The 16096-nt window shown below is 67.3% G+C and carries 12 protein-coding genes; 2 read left to right on the top strand and 10 right to left on the bottom strand.

The window, feature by feature from the left end; translation table 11 throughout:
• Positions 1-8 precede the first annotated feature (8 nt).
• The 10 genes from FOB47_RS08575 to FOB47_RS08620 form a co-directional block, all read right to left on the bottom strand.
• Positions 9-1079, bottom strand: a complete 1071-nt coding sequence (locus FOB47_RS08575; protein WP_174780609.1) for a histone deacetylase family protein — start codon at positions 1077-1079, stop codon at positions 9-11.
• A gap of 57 nt (positions 1080-1136) precedes the next feature.
• Positions 1137-2879: a thiamine pyrophosphate-binding protein gene (locus FOB47_RS08580; protein ID WP_174780610.1), complete on the bottom strand. Its 1743-nt coding sequence runs from the start codon at positions 2877-2879 to the stop codon at positions 1137-1139.
• Positions 2876-3214, bottom strand: a complete 339-nt coding sequence (locus FOB47_RS08585) for a cupin domain-containing protein (RefSeq protein ID WP_053823481.1) — start codon at positions 3212-3214, stop codon at positions 2876-2878. The genes FOB47_RS08580 and FOB47_RS08585 overlap by 4 nt, the downstream gene beginning before the upstream one ends.
• A gap of 59 nt (positions 3215-3273) precedes the next feature.
• A complete protein-coding gene (gene gabD, locus FOB47_RS08590; protein ID WP_053823480.1) occupies positions 3274-4731 on the bottom strand; it encodes an NADP-dependent succinate-semialdehyde dehydrogenase in 1458 nt (485 codons plus the stop codon).
• Positions 4732-4764: 33 nt separating this feature from the next.
• Positions 4765-6027 (bottom strand): 4-aminobutyrate--2-oxoglutarate transaminase, encoded by a 1263-nt coding sequence (gene gabT, locus FOB47_RS08595; RefSeq protein WP_174780611.1) that lies wholly within the window; start codon positions 6025-6027, stop codon positions 4765-4767.
• 79 nt (positions 6028-6106) lie between these two features.
• Complete coding sequence (locus FOB47_RS08600) at positions 6107-7771, bottom strand: ABC transporter ATP-binding protein (RefSeq protein ID WP_170265848.1); 1665 nt, start codon at positions 7769-7771, stop codon at positions 6107-6109.
• Between the two features lie 11 nt (positions 7772-7782).
• Positions 7783-8622 carry an ABC transporter permease gene (locus FOB47_RS08605; protein ID WP_053823479.1) on the bottom strand — a complete coding sequence of 280 codons (840 nt, stop codon included), beginning with the start codon at positions 8620-8622 and terminating at the stop codon, positions 7783-7785.
• Entirely contained in the window at positions 8619-9623 is a 1005-nt protein-coding gene (locus tag FOB47_RS08610; protein WP_053823478.1) for an ABC transporter permease, read from the bottom strand. The genes FOB47_RS08605 and FOB47_RS08610 overlap by 4 nt, the downstream gene beginning before the upstream one ends.
• Positions 9624-9718: 95 nt before the next feature.
• A complete protein-coding gene (locus FOB47_RS08615; protein WP_174780612.1) occupies positions 9719-11323 on the bottom strand; it encodes an ABC transporter substrate-binding protein in 1605 nt (534 codons plus the stop codon).
• Positions 11324-11466: 143 nt separating this feature from the next.
• Positions 11467-12786 carry an ArgE/DapE family deacylase gene (locus FOB47_RS08620; RefSeq protein WP_174780613.1) on the bottom strand — a complete coding sequence of 440 codons (1320 nt, stop codon included), beginning with the start codon at positions 12784-12786 and terminating at the stop codon, positions 11467-11469.
• Between the two features lie 135 nt (positions 12787-12921).
• Between FOB47_RS08620 and pdxR the strand changes: the two genes are divergently transcribed.
• Together pdxR and FOB47_RS08630 are read left to right on the top strand one after the other, a co-directional pair.
• Positions 12922-14517 (top strand): MocR-like pyridoxine biosynthesis transcription factor PdxR, encoded by a 1596-nt coding sequence (pdxR, locus tag FOB47_RS08625; RefSeq protein WP_174780614.1) that lies wholly within the window; start codon positions 12922-12924, stop codon positions 14515-14517.
• Positions 14518-14579: 62 nt separating this feature from the next.
• Complete coding sequence (locus tag FOB47_RS08630) at positions 14580-16022, top strand: FAD-binding oxidoreductase (protein ID WP_174780615.1); 1443 nt, start codon at positions 14580-14582, stop codon at positions 16020-16022.
• Positions 16023-16096 lie beyond the last annotated feature (74 nt).

Below are 16096 nucleotides of genomic sequence, written 5' to 3' on the forward strand. Positions count from 1 at the left end.
GGCGGTGCTCAGGCCATCGCCGGCGCGAAGCCCGACAGAAAGGCATCCAGCGCGGGGCCGATGGCCTCGACCTCGTAGCCGCCCTCCTGCACAACGACCGTCGGCACGCCGAGCGCATGGATGCGTTCGCCGATGCCGCGGTAGCCGTCCATGCCGACGGCCAGCACGCTGATGGGGTCGTCCACATAGGTATCGAAGCCAAGCGACAGCACCAGCGCCTGCGGCCGGTAGTCGCGCAGCGCGTCGAGCGCGCTGTCGAGCGCGGCCAGGAAGCCGACGTCGCCGGTGCCGTGCGGCAGCGGGAAGTTCAGGTTGTAGCCATAGCCCGCGCCGTAGCCGCGTTCGTTGGCATAGCCGGTATAGAACGGGTAGTAGCCGGCCGGGTCGGCATGCAGCGAGATCGTCATCACGTCCGAGCGCTGGTAGAAGATCTGCTGCGTGCCGTCGCCGTGATGCGCGTCGACATCGAGCACCGCGACCTTGCCGAAGCGCTTGAGCAGCCCCTGCGCGGCAATCGCGGCGTTGTTGACGTAGCAGAAGCCGCCGGCTCGGTCGCTGTGCGCGTGATGGCCGGAGGGCCGGCAAAGCGCGTACGCCATGCCGCCGTCCTGGTGTTCGCAGACATAGTCCGCCGCCGCCACCGCGCTGTGTGCCGAGCGCAGGATCGACAGCCAGCTGTGCGGGCCGAGCGGGCAGCTCAGGTCGCCCAGGTAATACCCCGCCTGCGCGATCACCGAGTCGGTCGGGCAATCGGGCCGGCGGCTCTGGTCGAGCTTGCCGTTGTGGTACGGCGAAAGGTTGGGCAGCACTTCGATGCCAGGTTCGAAGCCGGGGCGCGCCAGCGCCTGCCAACGCTCGTAGGCCTGACACAGGAAATCGAGATAGGCGGCGCTGTGCACCGCTTCCAGCGGCGCGCGGCCGTAGTCCGGCGCGACGGTCAGATCGATGCCGCGCGCGGCAAGCGCCGCCTGCAGCGCGGCCGCGCGTGCGGGCACGTCGGTCGGCTCGCACAGCCGGCCCGCGCGCATGAACTGGCGGGGCTGATGGAGCAACTGGTCATCCGAGAAGAAAGCACGCATATCGTAGGTGTGGGTTGTCGAGCGGCGATCGAGGGTGGCGCGCGCAGCGCGACGCGATCAGGCGGCCGCCTCCGCCTGGCGCGCCAGCGCCGCTGCGCGAATCTGCGACAACGTCATGCCGGGCGCGATGCCGTCGGGGTCGTAGCGCAGTTCGAGCAGCGCGGGCAGACGTTGCGTATGGGCAAAGTCGAGTGCCCTCGTCAACGCCGGGCCGAACTCGGCGTCGCTTTGCACCACCTCGCCGTGGCCGCGATAGGCGCGCACCAGCTCGCTGAAGTCCGGGTTGTCGAAGCCGAGCGCGATGGTGCGGCCGGGAAACTCGCGCTCCTGGTGCGCGCGGATGGTTCCCCACATGCCGTTGTTGAATACCAGCACGACGATGCCGAGCCGGTACTGCATCGCCACGCCGAGCTCCTGCAGGTTCATCTGGAAGCAGCCGTCGCCGGCGTAGCACACCACGGAGCGGTCCGGATATTCGAGCTTGGCCGAGATCGCGGCCGGCAGCCCGTACCCCATCGATCCCACGGTCGGCGCGAGGCTGGTGCCAACGCCCTGGAAGCGGTGGTAGGCATGCGCGAACAGCGCGTAGTTGCCGGCGCCCACCGTGATGCAGGCGTCAAGGGGCACGTGGTCGCGCACATGGCAGGCGACGGCATTCAGGTTCAGCGGACCGGGTGCGGATGCCGGCTCCTGCTGCGCCAGGTAGTCCCCGCGCGCCGCGCGGGTCTGGCTGGCCCACGCCGGTTCGGCTGCGGGCCGCAGCGTGTCGACGGCCTGTGCGAACGACACGACGTCGGCGACGATCGGCAGCGCAGGCTGGAATACGCGCCCGAGCTCGTTGGCGTCGGGATAGACATGCACCAGCCGCTGGCGCGGCAGCGGGCTCTCCACCAGCGTGTAGCCTTCGGTGGTCGCCTCGCCCATCCGCGTGTTCACCGCGATCAGCAGATCGGCATCGCGGATGCGCGCGCGCAGCGCCTCGCCCATGCCCCAGCCGACATGGCCCACAAAATTCGGATGATGGTTGTCGAAGCACTCCAGCCGGCGCCAGGCCGCGCCGACCGGCAAGGCGAAGCGCTCGGCGAAGCCTTCGATCTGGCGCATCGCTTGCGGCGTCCAGCCGGAGCCGCCAACCAGCAGGAACGGCCGCCGCGCCTGCGTCAGCAGCGTGCCGAGCGACGCCAGTGCCGCCGGGGTCGGTGCTGCATACGAACGCTGGTAGCGCGGCAGATCGGCCACCGTGGCCTTGCCCCACAGCGTATCCTCCGGCAGCGCCAGCACCACAGGCCCGGGCCGGCCGCTGGTCGCCACCGCAAAGGCGCGCGCGATGAACTCCGGGATACGGTCGGTGCGGTCGATCTGCGCGACCCACTTCGCCATCTCGCCGAACATGCGGCGATAGTCGATCTCCTGGAACGCCTCGCGCTCGATGAAGTCGTTGCCGACCTGGCCGACGAACAGGATCATCGGCGTCGAGTCCTGATAGGCGGTGTGCACCGCGATGCTGGCATTGGTCGCGCCAGGACCGCGGGTCACGAAGCAGATGCCGGGCTCCCCGGTCAGCTTGCCGTAGGCCTCGGCCATATAGCCCGCGCCGCTTTCCTGGCGGCAGACCACCGGCTGGATCGCGTCCTGATGGTCGTAGAGCGCATCGATGCAAGGCAGATAGCTTTCGCCGGGCACCAGGAACACGCGCTTGACGCCATGGATGCGCAGCTGCTGGACCAGGATCTGGCCGCCATTGCGCTCGCGCAGCGGTTGGCCGTCCACGGGGCGGCTCGGTGTGGACGCTTCGGTCATGGATTGGCTCCGTGTGCAACCGTGCAAGGCGGCGATGCCGCGCCCGCCGCCGTCTTGATCTCGATCTCGACGAACACGCATTCGCCTTCGTGCGCGTTGATCACGTTGTGTTCGACGCCGGCCGGCCGCGAATACGCGCGTCCGGCCACCAGCTGGCTGGTGACCTCGCCTTCCGGCGTCTGCAGCAGCAGCGGGCCGGTCGTCATCGGCACCACCACGTAGTCGTAGCCATGCCGGTGAAAACCGGTCTCCGCGCCGGGCGCGAAGCGCCATTCGGTGACGATCACACGCTCGTTGTCGACCTGCACGGTCGGCACTGCCTGGGGTCTGCTCATGTTGGGGCTCGCATTGGGGTTCGGTGGTGCAGCGGCTGTCGGCTGTCGGCTGTCAACTCTCAGCGGTCGATGCCGCCCATGCACAGGTACTTGATTTCCAGATAGTCCTCGATGCCGTATCGCGAACCCTCCCGGCCCAGGCCCGATTGCTTGACCCCACCGAACGGTGCGACCTCGTTCGAGATCAGGCCGGTGTTGATGCCGACCATGCCGTACTCCAGCGCTTCGGCGACGCGCCAGATGCGGCCGATATCGCGGCTGTAGAAGTACGAGGCCAGGCCGAATTCGGTGTCGTTGGCCATGCCGACCACCTCGTCGTCGGTATGGAAACGGAACAGCGGCGCCAGCGGGCCGAACGTTTCCTCCTTCGCGACGCGCATCGCCGGTGTCACGTCGGCCAGCACGGTCGGCTCGAAGAAGGTACCGCCGATCGAATGCCGCTTGCCGCCCGCCAGCACGCGCGCGCCCTTGTCCAGCGCATCGGCGATATGCGACTCGACCTTAGCGACCGCGTCCTCGTTGATCAACGGACCCTGCAGCACGCCGGGCTCGACGCCATTGCCGACCTTGAGCTGCGCGACCGCGGCCACCAGCTTGCGGGCGAAGGCGTCATAGACCTTGTCGTGCACGTACAGCCGGTTCGCGCAGACGCAGGTCTGTCCGGCGTTGCGATACTTCGATGCAATGGCGCCCTCCACCGCCGCGTCGAGATCGGCATCGTCGAACACGATGAACGGCGCATTGCCGCCGAGCTCCAGCGACAGCTTCTTGATGGTGTCGGCAGACTGGCGCATCAGGATGCGGCCGACCTCGGTCGAGCCGGTGAAGGTCAGCTTGCGCACCACCGGATTGGCGGTCAGCTCGCCGCCGATCGCGACAGCGTCGCCGGTCACCACGCTGAACACGCCCGCCGGCACGCCGGCGCGCTCGGCCAGCACCGCGAGGGCCAGCGCCGACAGCGGCGTATCCTCGGCTGGCTTGAGCACCATCGTGCAGCCGGCCGCCAGCGCAGGGCCGACCTTGCGCGTGATCATCGCCAGCGGGAAATTCCACGGCGTGATGGCCGCGCAGACGCCGACCGGCTCCTTGACCACCACCAGCCGGCGGTCCGCCATCGGCGATGCCAGCACATCGCCGCAGACGCGCTTGCCTTCCTCGGCAAACCACTCGAGGAACGAGGCGGCGTAGACCACTTCGCCCCTGGCCTCGGCCAGCGGCTTGCCCTGCTCGGTGGTCATCAGCAGCGCGAGGTCGTCGGCGTGCGCCAGCATCAGTTCATGCCACTTGCGCAGGATCTGGCTGCGCTCGCGCGCGGTGCGGCGCCGCCAGTCGATCTGCGCGACGCGCGCGGCCTCGATGGCGCGCCGCGTCTCGGCGGCGCCCATCATCGGCACCTTGCCGATCGGCGCACCGGTGGCAGGGTTCGTGACGACGAAGGACTCGCCGCGGTCGGCGTCGATCCAGGCGCCGCCAACCAAGGCCTGCGCACGCAGCAGGCCGGTATCGTTCAGTTGCATCAATCGCTCCGGAAATTGGGCCGCGGATGTCGATCAGCGGGCCAGCACGTCGGCCAGGATGTCCAGCCCTTCGTCCATCACCGCATCGGGAATGGTCAGCGGGAACAGGAAGCGGATCACGTTGCCGTGCACGCCGCACGACAGCAGCAGCAGGCCCTTCTGCAGCGCGCGGTTCTGTACCTCGCGCGTGAACTCGGCATCGGGACTGCCGTCGGCCTGCTGGAACTCCACCGCGACCATCGCGCCGAGCCCTCGCACTTGCGCGATCTGCGGCACGCGCGGGCGCAGGCTGTGCAGCCGGTCCATCAGCCGCTCGCCGAGGGCGGCGCCGCGCGCGATCAGGTTCTCCTCTTCCAGCACCTCGAGCACCGCCAGGGCCGAGGCGACGGCCAGCGGATTGCCGGCATAGGTGCCGCCGAGCCCGCCCGGGGCCGGCGCGTCCATGATCTCGGCACGGCCGCACACCGCCGACAGTGGCATGCCGCCGGCCAGGCTCTTGGCCATCGTGGTCAAGTCCGGCGCCACGCCGTAGTGCTCCATCGCGAAGAGCTTGCCGGTACGGCCGAAGCCGGTCTGCACCTCGTCGGCGATCAGCAGGATGCCGTGCTCGTCGCAGAGCGCGCGCAGCGCCTTGACGAAGGCGGCGGGCGCGACATTGAAGCCGCCCTCGCCCTGCACCGGCTCGAAGATGATGGCGGCGACCCGTTTCGGATCGACGTCGGCCTTGAACAGGACCTGCAGCGCCTTCAGCGAGTCGTCGACCGACACGCCGTGCAGCTCGCATGGGTAAGGCGCGTGATAGACCTCGCCCGGGAACGGACCGAAGCCGACCTTGTAGGGCACGACCTTGCCGGTCAGCGCCATGCCCATCATCGTGCGGCCATGAAAGCCGCCGGAGAATGCGATCACCGCGGGTCGCCCGGTGGCCGAGCGGGCGATCTTGATGGCGTTCTCGACCGCCTCGGCGCCGGTGGTGAAGAACGCGGTCTTCTTGGCCCACTGGCCCGGCGCGCGCTGGTTGATCTTCTCGGCGAGCTCGATATAGCTGGCATAGGGCACGATCTGGTAAGCGGTATGGGTGAACCGTTCCAGCTGCTTCTGCACGGCTGCCACCAGCCGCGGGTGGCGGTGGCCGGTGTTCAGCACCGCGATGCCGGCCGCGAAGTCGATGAAGCGGCGGCCTTCGACATCCCAGATCTCCGAATTCTCGGCCCGTTCAGCGTAGAAATTGCACATCACGCCCACGCCGCGGGGCGTGGCGGCATCCTTGCGGCGGACCAGTTCGGCATTCTTCATCGTGTTCTCCATGGGGCTTCGGGTTGGGCGCGCGGACGGCATCCGGGCATGCGGGCTTGCCGGCCGGGCCAATGCGTTGTCAGGCGGCGGCGCGGATCGCCTTCGGATCCCACTCCTTGCCGGGGATCGCCGCGATCAGGCGCTGCGTGTAGTCGTGGCGCGGCGCGTCGAAGATCTGGGCCGGCGGCCCTGACTCGACCACCTTGCCCTTGTGCATCACGATCACGTGGTGGCAGATCTGCGCCGCCACGCGCAGGTCGTGCGTGATGAAGATCAGGCCGATGTCGAGCCGCTTCTGCAGCGTGGCCAGCAGCTCCAGCACCTGCGCCTGCACCGAGACGTCGAGCGCGGACACGGACTCGTCGGCCACCAGCAGCTTCGGCTCGAGCGCCAGCGCGCGAGCAATGCCGATGCGCTGGCGCTGCCCGCCGGAAAACTGGTTCGGATAGCGGTCGAACGCCGAGTCCTCCAACCCGACCAGCTGCAGCAGCTCGCGCGCGCGCGCCTCCGCCTGCTGGCGCGGCACGCCATTGGCGATCGGCCCGTCGCTGACGATCCGACCTACGGTATGGCGCGGATTGAGCGAGGCGAACGGGTCCTGGAAGATCATCTGCACATCCTTGCGCAGCGGGCGAAAGCGCCGTTCGGGCATCCGCGCGATGTCCTGGCCCTGGAACAGCAAGGTGCCGCCGTCGATGTCGGTCAGCCGCAGCAGGCATTTGCCGATGGTCGACTTGCCCGAGCCCGACTCGCCGACGATGCCCAGCGTCTCGCCGCGCCGCACGGCAAAGCTGACGCCGTCGACCGCATGCACCACGCGCTTGCGCGAGAAGAGCCCGCCGCCAGACACATAGGTCTTGCGCAGGTCGCGCACGTCCAGCACCGTCTCCGCCGCCTGGCCGTCGGCTTCGCCGCAGCGGCCGTGCGGCACCGCGCCGATCAGCCGGCGCGTATAGGGATGCTGGGGGTGGTTCAGCACCTGCTGTGCGCTGCCCATCTCGACCAGCACGCCCTTCTCCATCACGGCGACACGGTCGGCAATCTCCGCCACTACGCCGAAATCGTGGGTCACGAACATCACGCCCATGCCCTTTTCGGCCTGGATCCGCTTGATCAAGGCGAGGATCTGTGCCTGCGTCGTGACGTCCAGCGCGGTGGTCGGCTCGTCGGCGATCAGCAGCGCGGGCTCCAGCGCCAGCGCCATCGCGATCACCACGCGCTGCCGCTGGCCGCCCGACAGCCGGAACGGATAGCTGTGCACCAGCGTGGCTGGATCGGGCAGGCCGACGAAATCGAGCAGTTCCAGCACGCGGCGCATGCGCGCCTCGCCCGGATAGGCGTGGTGCACGCGCATGACCTCCGCAATCTGGTCGCCGACCGTCATCACCGGATTCAGCGCGGACAGCGGCTCCTGGAATACCATCGCCATGTCCTTGCCGCGCATCGCCAGCAAGGTGGCTTCGTCCTGCGCGAGCAGGTCCTTGCCGCGGAACAGGATGCGGCCGCCCTGCGGCTTCAGGTAGGGCGGCAGCAAGCCCATGATGGCGTTGGCGCTCATCGACTTGCCCGAGCCGGATTCGCCGACGATGCAGAGGATCTCGCCGGCGTGCAGGTCATAGGAGATGTCGCGCACCGCGTAGGGGCGGTCGCCGCCCTTGGGCAGGGCAATGGTCAGGTCGCGAATCGACAGCAGCGGCGCGGCGACAGACTGGTTCTGGGGGTGCGGCATCGATTGAACGGTCATGGCTCGCTCCCTCATTCGCCGCGGCGGCGCAGCTGCGGATTCATGGCGTCGTTCAAGCCTTCTCCGATCAGGTTGATGGACAGTACCGTCAGCAGGATCGCCACGCCGGGCCACACGCTCATCCACCAGGCTTCGCGGATCATCGTGCGGGCCGCGCCGATCATGAAGCCCCAGCTCATCATGTTGCGGTCGCCCAGTCCCAGGAAGGACAGCGCGGACTCGGTCAGGATGGCGGTCGCGACCATGAACGAGGCCGACACGATGATCGGCGACATCGCATTGGGCAGGATCTGCGTGGCGATGATGCGCAGCGGCTTCTGGCCGATCACCACCGCGGCCTGCACGAACTCGCGCTGCTTCAGCGACAGGAATTCGCTGCGCACCAGGCGCGCCACCGGCGGCCAGGACACCACCGAAATGGCGCCGACGATCGAATAGATCGACGGATTGAAGATCGCGACGATCACCACCGCCATCGCGAGTTGCGGAATGGTCTGAAAGAACTCGGTGAAGCGCATCAGCGCGTCGTCGATGCGGCCGCCGCAGTAGCCGGCCACCGCGCCGATCAGGATGCCGAACAGCAGCGCCACCGCGGTGGAGATCACGCCGACCAGCAGCGACACGCGCGCGCCGTACAGCATGCCCGCGGTGATGTCGCGGCCCAGCATGTCGGTGCCGAACGGATAGGCCGGATCGGCGAACGGCTGCACCAGCGGATCGGCCACCATCAGCCAGGGCGATTCCTCGTACAGCACCGGGGCGAACAGCGCGAACGCGATCACGGCGAGCAGCACCAGCGCGCCGATCACCGCGCCGTAGTTTCGGCAATAGCGTTGCAGGAAGGCTTTCATGCGGTGACTCCCTTGCCGGCGACCGAGATGCGCGGATCGATGAAGCGATACAGCACGTCGGTCAGCAGGTTGAAGAAGACGACGAGGGCCGACGTCACGAAGAAGATGCCCAGCAACAGCTGGTAGTCGCGCTGCAGCAGCGCGTCGAACATCAGGCGGCCGATGCCGGGCCACGAGAACACCGTCTCGGTCAGTACCGCGCCGCCGGCCATCTGGCCGAGCTGGATGCCGGCGAAGGTGATCACCGGCAGCAGCGCGTTGCGCAGCACGTGCACGCGGATCACCCGGCTGGCCGGCACGCCCTTGGCGCGCGCGGTCTTGACGTAATCCATGCCCATCACCTCCAGCATCGAGGCGCGGGTCAGCCGCACATAGACCGCCATGAAGAAGCAGCCCAGCGAGATCGTCGGCAGGATCATGTGCAGCGCCACGTCCTTGACGCGCGCCATGCCGGTGTAGCCCGCGCCGATGGTTTCCATGCCGAAGGCCGGCAGCCAGCCGAGCACCACCGAGAACAGGATGATCGCCATCAGCGACAGCCAGAACAGCGGCGTCGCGTACAGCAGCAGCGCGCCGGACATCACCGCGCTGTCGATCCAGCGGCGGCGGTTCTCGTAGCGCGTCCGCGCGGCGATCACGCCGAGCAGCACGCCCAGCACGATCGAGAAGACAAAGGCGCCGCTCATCAGCAGGAAGGTCGCCGGCAGGCGGTCCAGGATCAGGTCCAGCACCGGCAGATGGTTGCGGTACGAGTAGCCCAGGTCGAGCTGGGCCACGCCCTTCAGATAGATGCCGAGCTGCGTCAGCAGCGGCTTGTCGAGGCCGAACTGCTCGCGCAGCTGGCCGACGAACGCGGCATCGCCGGCGCCGGCCTCGCCCGCCATCACGGTCGCGGGATCGCCCGGCGCGAGGCGGATCAGGAAGAAGTTGATGATGACGACGCCGAGCACGACCACGACGGCCTTGCCAAGACGCGATATCAGGAAGGAAAGGAAATTCACGGCAGGCTCCACTGACTTCGTGGTGGCGGTCACGCTGTCCCCTGCCCTCTCCCGCAGGCGCGAGAGGGCAGAAAACAAGGGGCGACGAACGCGGCTCAGTTCTTCTCGATCGAGACGTTGTCGAACGACTCGTTCAGGCCGATCGCCGTGGTCACCAGGTTCTTCACGTTCTTGCGGTAGAGCGTCGGGAACTCCAGCTCGAACAGGTTGGCGTTGGCGACGTCGTTGACCAGGATCCGCTGCACCTCGCTATAGAGCTTCTGGCGCTCGGCCGGATCCATGGTGGCGCCCGCCTTGGTCCACAGCTCGTCGGCCTTCGGATTGTTGTAGCCCTGCACGTTGGCGAACGGCGTGCCCTTGACGATATTGCGCGCCACGTACAGCCGCTCCACGCCCAGCGCCGGATCGCCGTACTGGTAGGTGTAGGTTGTGGTCAGGTCGAAGTCCCAGTTGCTGACCCGCGCGGCCCAGGTGCCGGCGTCGGCCGATTCGATGCTGACCTTGAAGCCCAGCTGCTCGAGCATCTGCTTGGTGTACTCGTCCAGCCGATCCCAGTTGGCGCCGTACGAGGTCGCCAGGATCTTGATCGGGTACTGGCCGACATTGACGCCCGACTCCTTGATCAGGTCGCGTGCCTTCTTCAGGTTGAAATCCATGTTCGGCATGTTCTTGTCGAAGAACAGCGTGGTCGACGCGAACGGGCTGACCGCCGGCTTGCCCATGCCGAAGAAGATGTTGTTGACGATCATCTTGCGGTTCAGCGCATGCATCACCGCCTGGCGGACCTTGACGTTGTCGAACGGCGGCTTGCGCTGGTTCATCAGCATGCTGGCCATCGGCGAGAACAGCTCCCAGCCCTTGGTGGTGTATTCCACGTTAGGCAGCGCGCGCAGGCGCTTGACGTCGACGTTGTCGACATCGCCGCCGCGCAGCACCTGCACGTCGCCCTTCTCGAACGCCACCGCGCGCGAGGCCGAATCGGGAATCACGTAGAAGACCAGCTCGTCCAGGTACGGCTTGCCCTTCTTCCAGTAGTTCGGGTTCCTGGCCAGCTTGATATAGGCGCCCTTCTTCCACTCCTTGAACATGAAGGGGCCGGTGCCGACCGGTTTCTGGTTGGCCGGGTTGTTGCGGTAGTCGGTGCCCTCGTACAGATGCCTGGGCATCATCGGCATGGTGCCGGTCTCGAACATCGAGATGAACGGCGGGAACGGTTCCTTCAGCTTGATTTCGACCGTGGTGTCGTTGACCGCGCGGATCGACGCCATGTACTTGTTCAGCACGGCACGCGTGCGCACATGGACCTCGCGCAGCAGCTTGTCGATCGAGAACACCACGTCGGCCGAGGTGAACGGCTTGCCGTCGTGCCACTTGACGCCGCTCTGCAGCTCGAAGGTATAGGTCAGGCCGTCGGGCGAGATCTTCCACGACTTGGCCAGCTCGGGCTGCGGCTTCAGATCCGGCGTATAGGTCAGCAGGCCCTGATAGATCTTGCCGGCGATGTACTGCGTCGGCGCCTGCGAATTGAGGGCGCTGACCAGGATCGGCGGCTCGGGCTGCACGATGCCGGACAGCGTGCCGCCGGTGGTCTGGGCGGCGGCGTTGCCGGCCGGCAGCGCCAGCGGCAACAGGGACAGGCCTGCCGCCGCGATCGCCAGCGAAGCCAGGCGCTGTTGAAAGCGCGTCGTAACTCGTTTCATCGGCTCGTTTCCTTGTCGTTGTGAACAGCGGGTACTGATGGCACCTACGGAGTCGCAAACTGAGGCGCAACTGAAGCGCAAACTGAGGCACTGCTTTGCATGGATCGCGTCTTGTCACGCCGTGACAGAACGCGTGGCCGGCGTCATGCCCTGGCAATCGGCTCCACACCGCACCAGTCGTGCAGGAACTGCGCCAACGTGGTGGTCACCCGCACCATGCTGTCGAGCGACACGGATTCGTCGATACCGTGGATGTTGCGGGCGATGGGCCCGTAGCACGTCACCGGGGTATCGAGCATCAGGCGGAAATGGCGCGCATCGGTGGTCGCGGTGGTGGCCTCGCGCTTGACCGGCTCGCCGTGAACCTTGCGATGGGCCTCGGCCAGCGCCTGCATGCTCGGCACGTCGAGATCGAACTCGCAGCCGGGCGCATGAAAGCCCTCGTAGCGGATGGCAAGTTCGAGATTGCTGGCAAGCCGCGCAACGGTGGCGCGGATGCGGGCTTCGACGATGGCCTTGGTCTCGTCGATGTCCATATGCGGATAGAAGCCAATGCGCACGCCCAGCGTGCAGGTGCACGGCACCGACGAATTCCATTCGCCGCCGTGGATCTGCCCGAGATTGAAGTTGATCGGGTGGGCATGATCGCGATACACCGGCGGGCGGTTCTCCGGCCGGTTCCATTCGGCCTCGAGTTCGCGCAGGTCTTCCATCACGGCGACGCCCGCCTCGACCGGATTGACGCCCGAGGTCATGTAGGCCGCGTGGGCCGGCTTTCCGGTCAGTTCGATGAACATCCAGTAGACGCCGACCTGCGCGCTCATCAGTCCTTCGCCGAGCGGCTCGGGAATGATCACCGTATCGAAGGCGGCCAGCTTGCCGGCGCCCACCGCGCTGCGCAGCGCGGCCACCGTGGCCAGCGCGCCGTTGCCGGTGTTCTCTTCCTCGAGCACCGCGTTGAACCCCACCGCACCCGCCGGCTGCACGCCCAGCGCGCGCAGCGCCTTGAAGGCGGCCAGTGCACAGACGATGCCCGCCTTCATGTCGCCCGAGCCACGGCCATAGAGCCAGCCGTCCTCCACCACTGGCGTGTACGGCGGGTTGCGCCACATCGATTCGGGGCCGGTGGGCACCACGTCGAGATGGCCGTTGAACAGCACCGAACGTCCGCCTTTCGCAGCAGGCCGGTGCGTGGCCAGCAGGTTGTAGCGGCCGCCGTCCGGACAGCACGGCGGCGAGAACAGCGGCAGATGCCTGATGGCATCGGCACGCAGTTCGATGCGTTCCGATGCGAGTCCCAGATCGCGCAAGGCCGCCTCGATGAATTCCGCCGCGGGCTGCTCCTGTCCCGAAGGGCTGGCCGCGGCGACGAAGCTCGACAGCGTCTCGACCATGTAGGGCAACAACGAGCGCACGGCGCCGGCGATGTCGGTGGTACTGAGGTGGCTTGCCGAATCTTGCATGAGGGCTCCTTGGAACACCGGGCTGCGAGGCTCGCCGATGTGAAAACTGCTTGCACCGGCGCGCGATGGGTGGGAAATTAGCGCACAGTTGGCACCATAGATAGGTCCATATTTGCCGTTTTTGCTGGAGCCATTTTGAAAGAGTCCATTCTGTCCGAGCTGCTGCTGCAACGGCTGGAACGGCCGGCCGACGGCAGCGCCGACAAGGCCGGCATGCACATGAACCGGCAGGTCTATCAGATCATTCGCCAGGAAATCCTTGCAGGTACGATCCCCGCGGGCTGCAAGCTGCCCGCTTCGCGGATGCTGGCGAAAGAGGTCGGGGTGTCGCGCAACACGGTGCTGTACGCCTACGAGCAGTTGTTGGCCGAGGGCTATGTCACGGCGTCGACGGGAAGTGGCACCTTTGTGTCGCACACCTTTCCCGACCATAGTGCATTGCACAAGGTTGGCGCCGGCAATGGCACCATCACCGCGCCTGCAGCGCAGCAAAACCCGAACCGCTTTGCGTTGTCGCGGCGCGGCCAGCATCTGGTGTCGCATGCCGGTGCGTCAGATCGCCAATGGGGCGCGTTCATGGCCGGCGTGCCCGACGTCTCGCTGTTCCCGCGCGCGGTATGGACCCGGCTGCTGAACAAGCATTGGCGCGAGCCGCGTCCAGAGCTGCTGACCTATGCGCACAACGGCGGCTATCTGCCGCTGCGCCGCGTCCTCGCGGAGCATCTGCGCCTGGCCCGCGGCGTCCGTTGCGATGCCGAACAGATCATCATGACGACGGGCATCCATCAGGCGATCGACCTGATCGCGCGCCTGCTGGCCGATCCCGGCGACAAGGCCTGGATGGAAGATCCCGGCTACTGGGGCACGCGCAGCCTGCTGTCGAACTCGGGCGTGGAGCCGATCCCGGTCCCGGTCGATGGCGAAGGCATCGCGCCGGACGCCGCCACGCTGCAGAATCCGCCCCGCTTCATCTTTGCGACGCCGTCGCATCAGTATCCGCTCGGCACCGTGATGAGCCTGTCGCGCCGGCGCATGCTGCTCGAATACGCGCGCCAGCGCGGCGTCTGGATCGTCGAGGACGACTACGACAGCGAATTCCGCTTCGAGGGCCGCCCACTCGCTTCGCTGCAAGGGCTCGACGAGCACGATCGCGTGATCTACATGGGCACGTTTTCGAAGACGCTGTTTCCCGGCATCCGCATGGGCTTCATGGTGTTGCCCAAACCGCTGGCCCCGCATTTCGCCATCGGCCTGTCGGAGCTGTTCCGCGAGGGACAGCTGATACAGCAGGCCGTGCTGGCCGACTTCATCGAGGAAGGGCACTACGCCACCCACATCCGGCGCATGCGCTTGCGTTATGCGCAGCGGCAGAGCCTGCTGCGCGAAGCCATCGCCGAGCGCTTCGGCGCGGACTGGCCCACGTCGACGCACGAGGCCGGGCTGCACCTGGTCATGCATCTGCCGCCCGGCGCCGACGACCTTGGCATCAGCATGGCGGCACGCACGCAGGGCCTGAGCGCGCGGCCGCTGTCGCGCTATTACTGCGACGAGACGCAGGCGCGGCAGGGACTGCTGATGGGCTATGCCTGCGTGCCCGAGGAAGAGATCGGACCGGCGTTCCGCAAGCTCGCCGAGGTCATCGAACCGGCCATGGAGCATCTGGCCCGCAAGCAGGAACCGCGACGCGAGTCGACGGTGAAGATCAACCGCGAGGCGTGGAGCGGCGCCTGATCGCGCCACGGATTGTCTCGCCCTTTTCCCCTACCCCTTCGCTCCCGCTACAAGACTCGTTCATGGCAATCTCCAGCAACCAAACCCCATCCGCGCCGGCGAACCGCGACGCCGTGCTGTCCGAACTGGCCGCCGCGCTCGATGCCGCCGGCCTGCAGACCGGCGACGACATCGAAACGCGCTTCCGCAAGGACTGGTACGCCCCGCTCGATCCGGAGCCGCCGATCGCCGTGGCGCGGCCGCGCAATACCGCCGAGGTGTCCGCGGTGCTGGCGATCTGCCATCGCCATCGGCAAGCGGTCGTGCCGCAAGGTGGCCTGACGGGACTGGCCGGTGCTGCGACGCCGGCCGGCGGCGAACTGGTGCTGTCGCTGGAACGGATGCGGGGCGTCGAGGAGATCGACGATCAGGCGGGCACGATGACCGTGATGGCCGGCACCACGCTGCAGGCCGCGCAGGAGGCGGCGCGCGCGGCGCACTGGCTGCTGCCGGTCGATCTGGGTGCGCGCGGCAGCTGCCAGATCGGCGGCAATATCGCGACCAACGCCGGCGGCAATCGCGTGATCCGTTACGGCATGATGCGCGACCAGGTGCTGGGACTCGAAGCGGTGCTGGCCGACGGCACCGTGCTGACGTCGCTGAACAAGATGCTGAAGAACAACGCCGGCTACGACCTGCGCCAGCTGTTCATCGGCAGCGAAGGGACGCTCGGCGTGATCACGCGCGCCGTGTTGAAGCTGGCGCCGCTGCCCGCCAGTACGCAGACCGCGCTGTGCGCCTTGTCCCGCTACGAGGACGTCGTGCAACTGCTGCGCCATGCGCAGCGCAAGCTGGCTGGCCGGCTGTCCGCGTTCGAGGTGATGTGGGCCGACTTCTACGAGCTGGTGACGACGCGCGTGTTGGGCGTGCGTGCGCCGCTGCCGGCCGGCCACCCGTTCTACGTGCTGCTCGACCTGCAGGGCGACGACGCCGGCCAGGATGCGCCCGCCTTCGAGTCGATGCTGGAGACCGCGATGGACGCGGGGATGATCCAGGACGCCGCGGTCGCGACCAGCGACAAGGAGGCGCAGAGCTTCTGGCAGTTGCGCGACGCCGTCGCCGAGTTTCCGGTGATGTGGGCGCCCAACGCCGCGTTCGACGTCAGCCTGCCGATCGGCCGCATCGGCGAGTTTGCGCAGGCCTTGCGCGCCGCCGTGCTGGACCGATGGTCCGAGGCCGAGCTGGTGAACTTCGGCCACGTCGGCGACAGCAATCTGCATGTCAGCGTCTATCTGCCCAACGTTGCGCTGCCCGACTTTCCGGAGCACGAGATCAGCGAAGTGGTCTATCGCGTCGTGCAGGAATTCGGCGGCAGCATCTCGGCCGAACACGGGATCGGCACGCACAAGAAGCCGTTCCTCGGATGTTCGCGTACGCCCGAGGAACTGGCGGTCATGCGTCTGCTGAAGCGGACGCTCGACCCGCACCACATCCTGTGCCCGGGCCGGGTCGTCGATCTGGAGTAAATCGCCGAGCGGGCGCCGCATCGCATGAGGCCGCACGCCTCGACGGTTCGGCCGCTATTCGGCAGCTATTCGAC

Origin of the sequence: Cupriavidus gilardii (genome assembly GCF_013347325.1) — a bacterium.
Lineage (GTDB): Bacteria > Pseudomonadota > Gammaproteobacteria > Burkholderiales > Burkholderiaceae > Cupriavidus > Cupriavidus gilardii.

What these genes read in the sequence shown, in the direction of transcription:
- FOB47_RS08575 (WP_174780609.1), bottom strand. Translation starts at nt 1,079, where the DNA reads ATGCGTGCTTTCTTCTCGGATGACCAGTTGCTCCATCAGCCCCGCCAG.
- FOB47_RS08580 (WP_174780610.1), bottom strand. Translation starts at nt 2,879, where the DNA reads ATGACCGAAGCGTCCACACCGAGCCGCCCCGTGGACGGCCAACCGCTG.
- FOB47_RS08585 (WP_053823481.1), bottom strand. Translation starts at nt 3,214, where the DNA reads ATGAGCAGACCCCAGGCAGTGCCGACCGTGCAGGTCGACAACGAGCGT.
- gabD (WP_053823480.1), bottom strand. Translation starts at nt 4,731, where the DNA reads ATGCAACTGAACGATACCGGCCTGCTGCGTGCGCAGGCCTTGGTTGGC.
- gabT (WP_174780611.1), bottom strand. Translation starts at nt 6,027, where the DNA reads ATGAAGAATGCCGAACTGGTCCGCCGCAAGGATGCCGCCACGCCCCGC.
- FOB47_RS08600 (WP_170265848.1), bottom strand. Translation starts at nt 7,771, where the DNA reads ATGACCGTTCAATCGATGCCGCACCCCCAGAACCAGTCTGTCGCCGCG.
- FOB47_RS08605 (WP_053823479.1), bottom strand. Translation starts at nt 8,622, where the DNA reads ATGAAAGCCTTCCTGCAACGCTATTGCCGAAACTACGGCGCGGTGATC.
- FOB47_RS08615 (WP_174780612.1), bottom strand. Translation starts at nt 11,323, where the DNA reads ATGAAACGAGTTACGACGCGCTTTCAACAGCGCCTGGCTTCGCTGGCG.
- FOB47_RS08620 (WP_174780613.1), bottom strand. Translation starts at nt 12,786, where the DNA reads ATGCAAGATTCGGCAAGCCACCTCAGTACCACCGACATCGCCGGCGCC.
- FOB47_RS08630 (WP_174780615.1), top strand. Translation starts at nt 14,580, where the DNA reads ATGGCAATCTCCAGCAACCAAACCCCATCCGCGCCGGCGAACCGCGAC.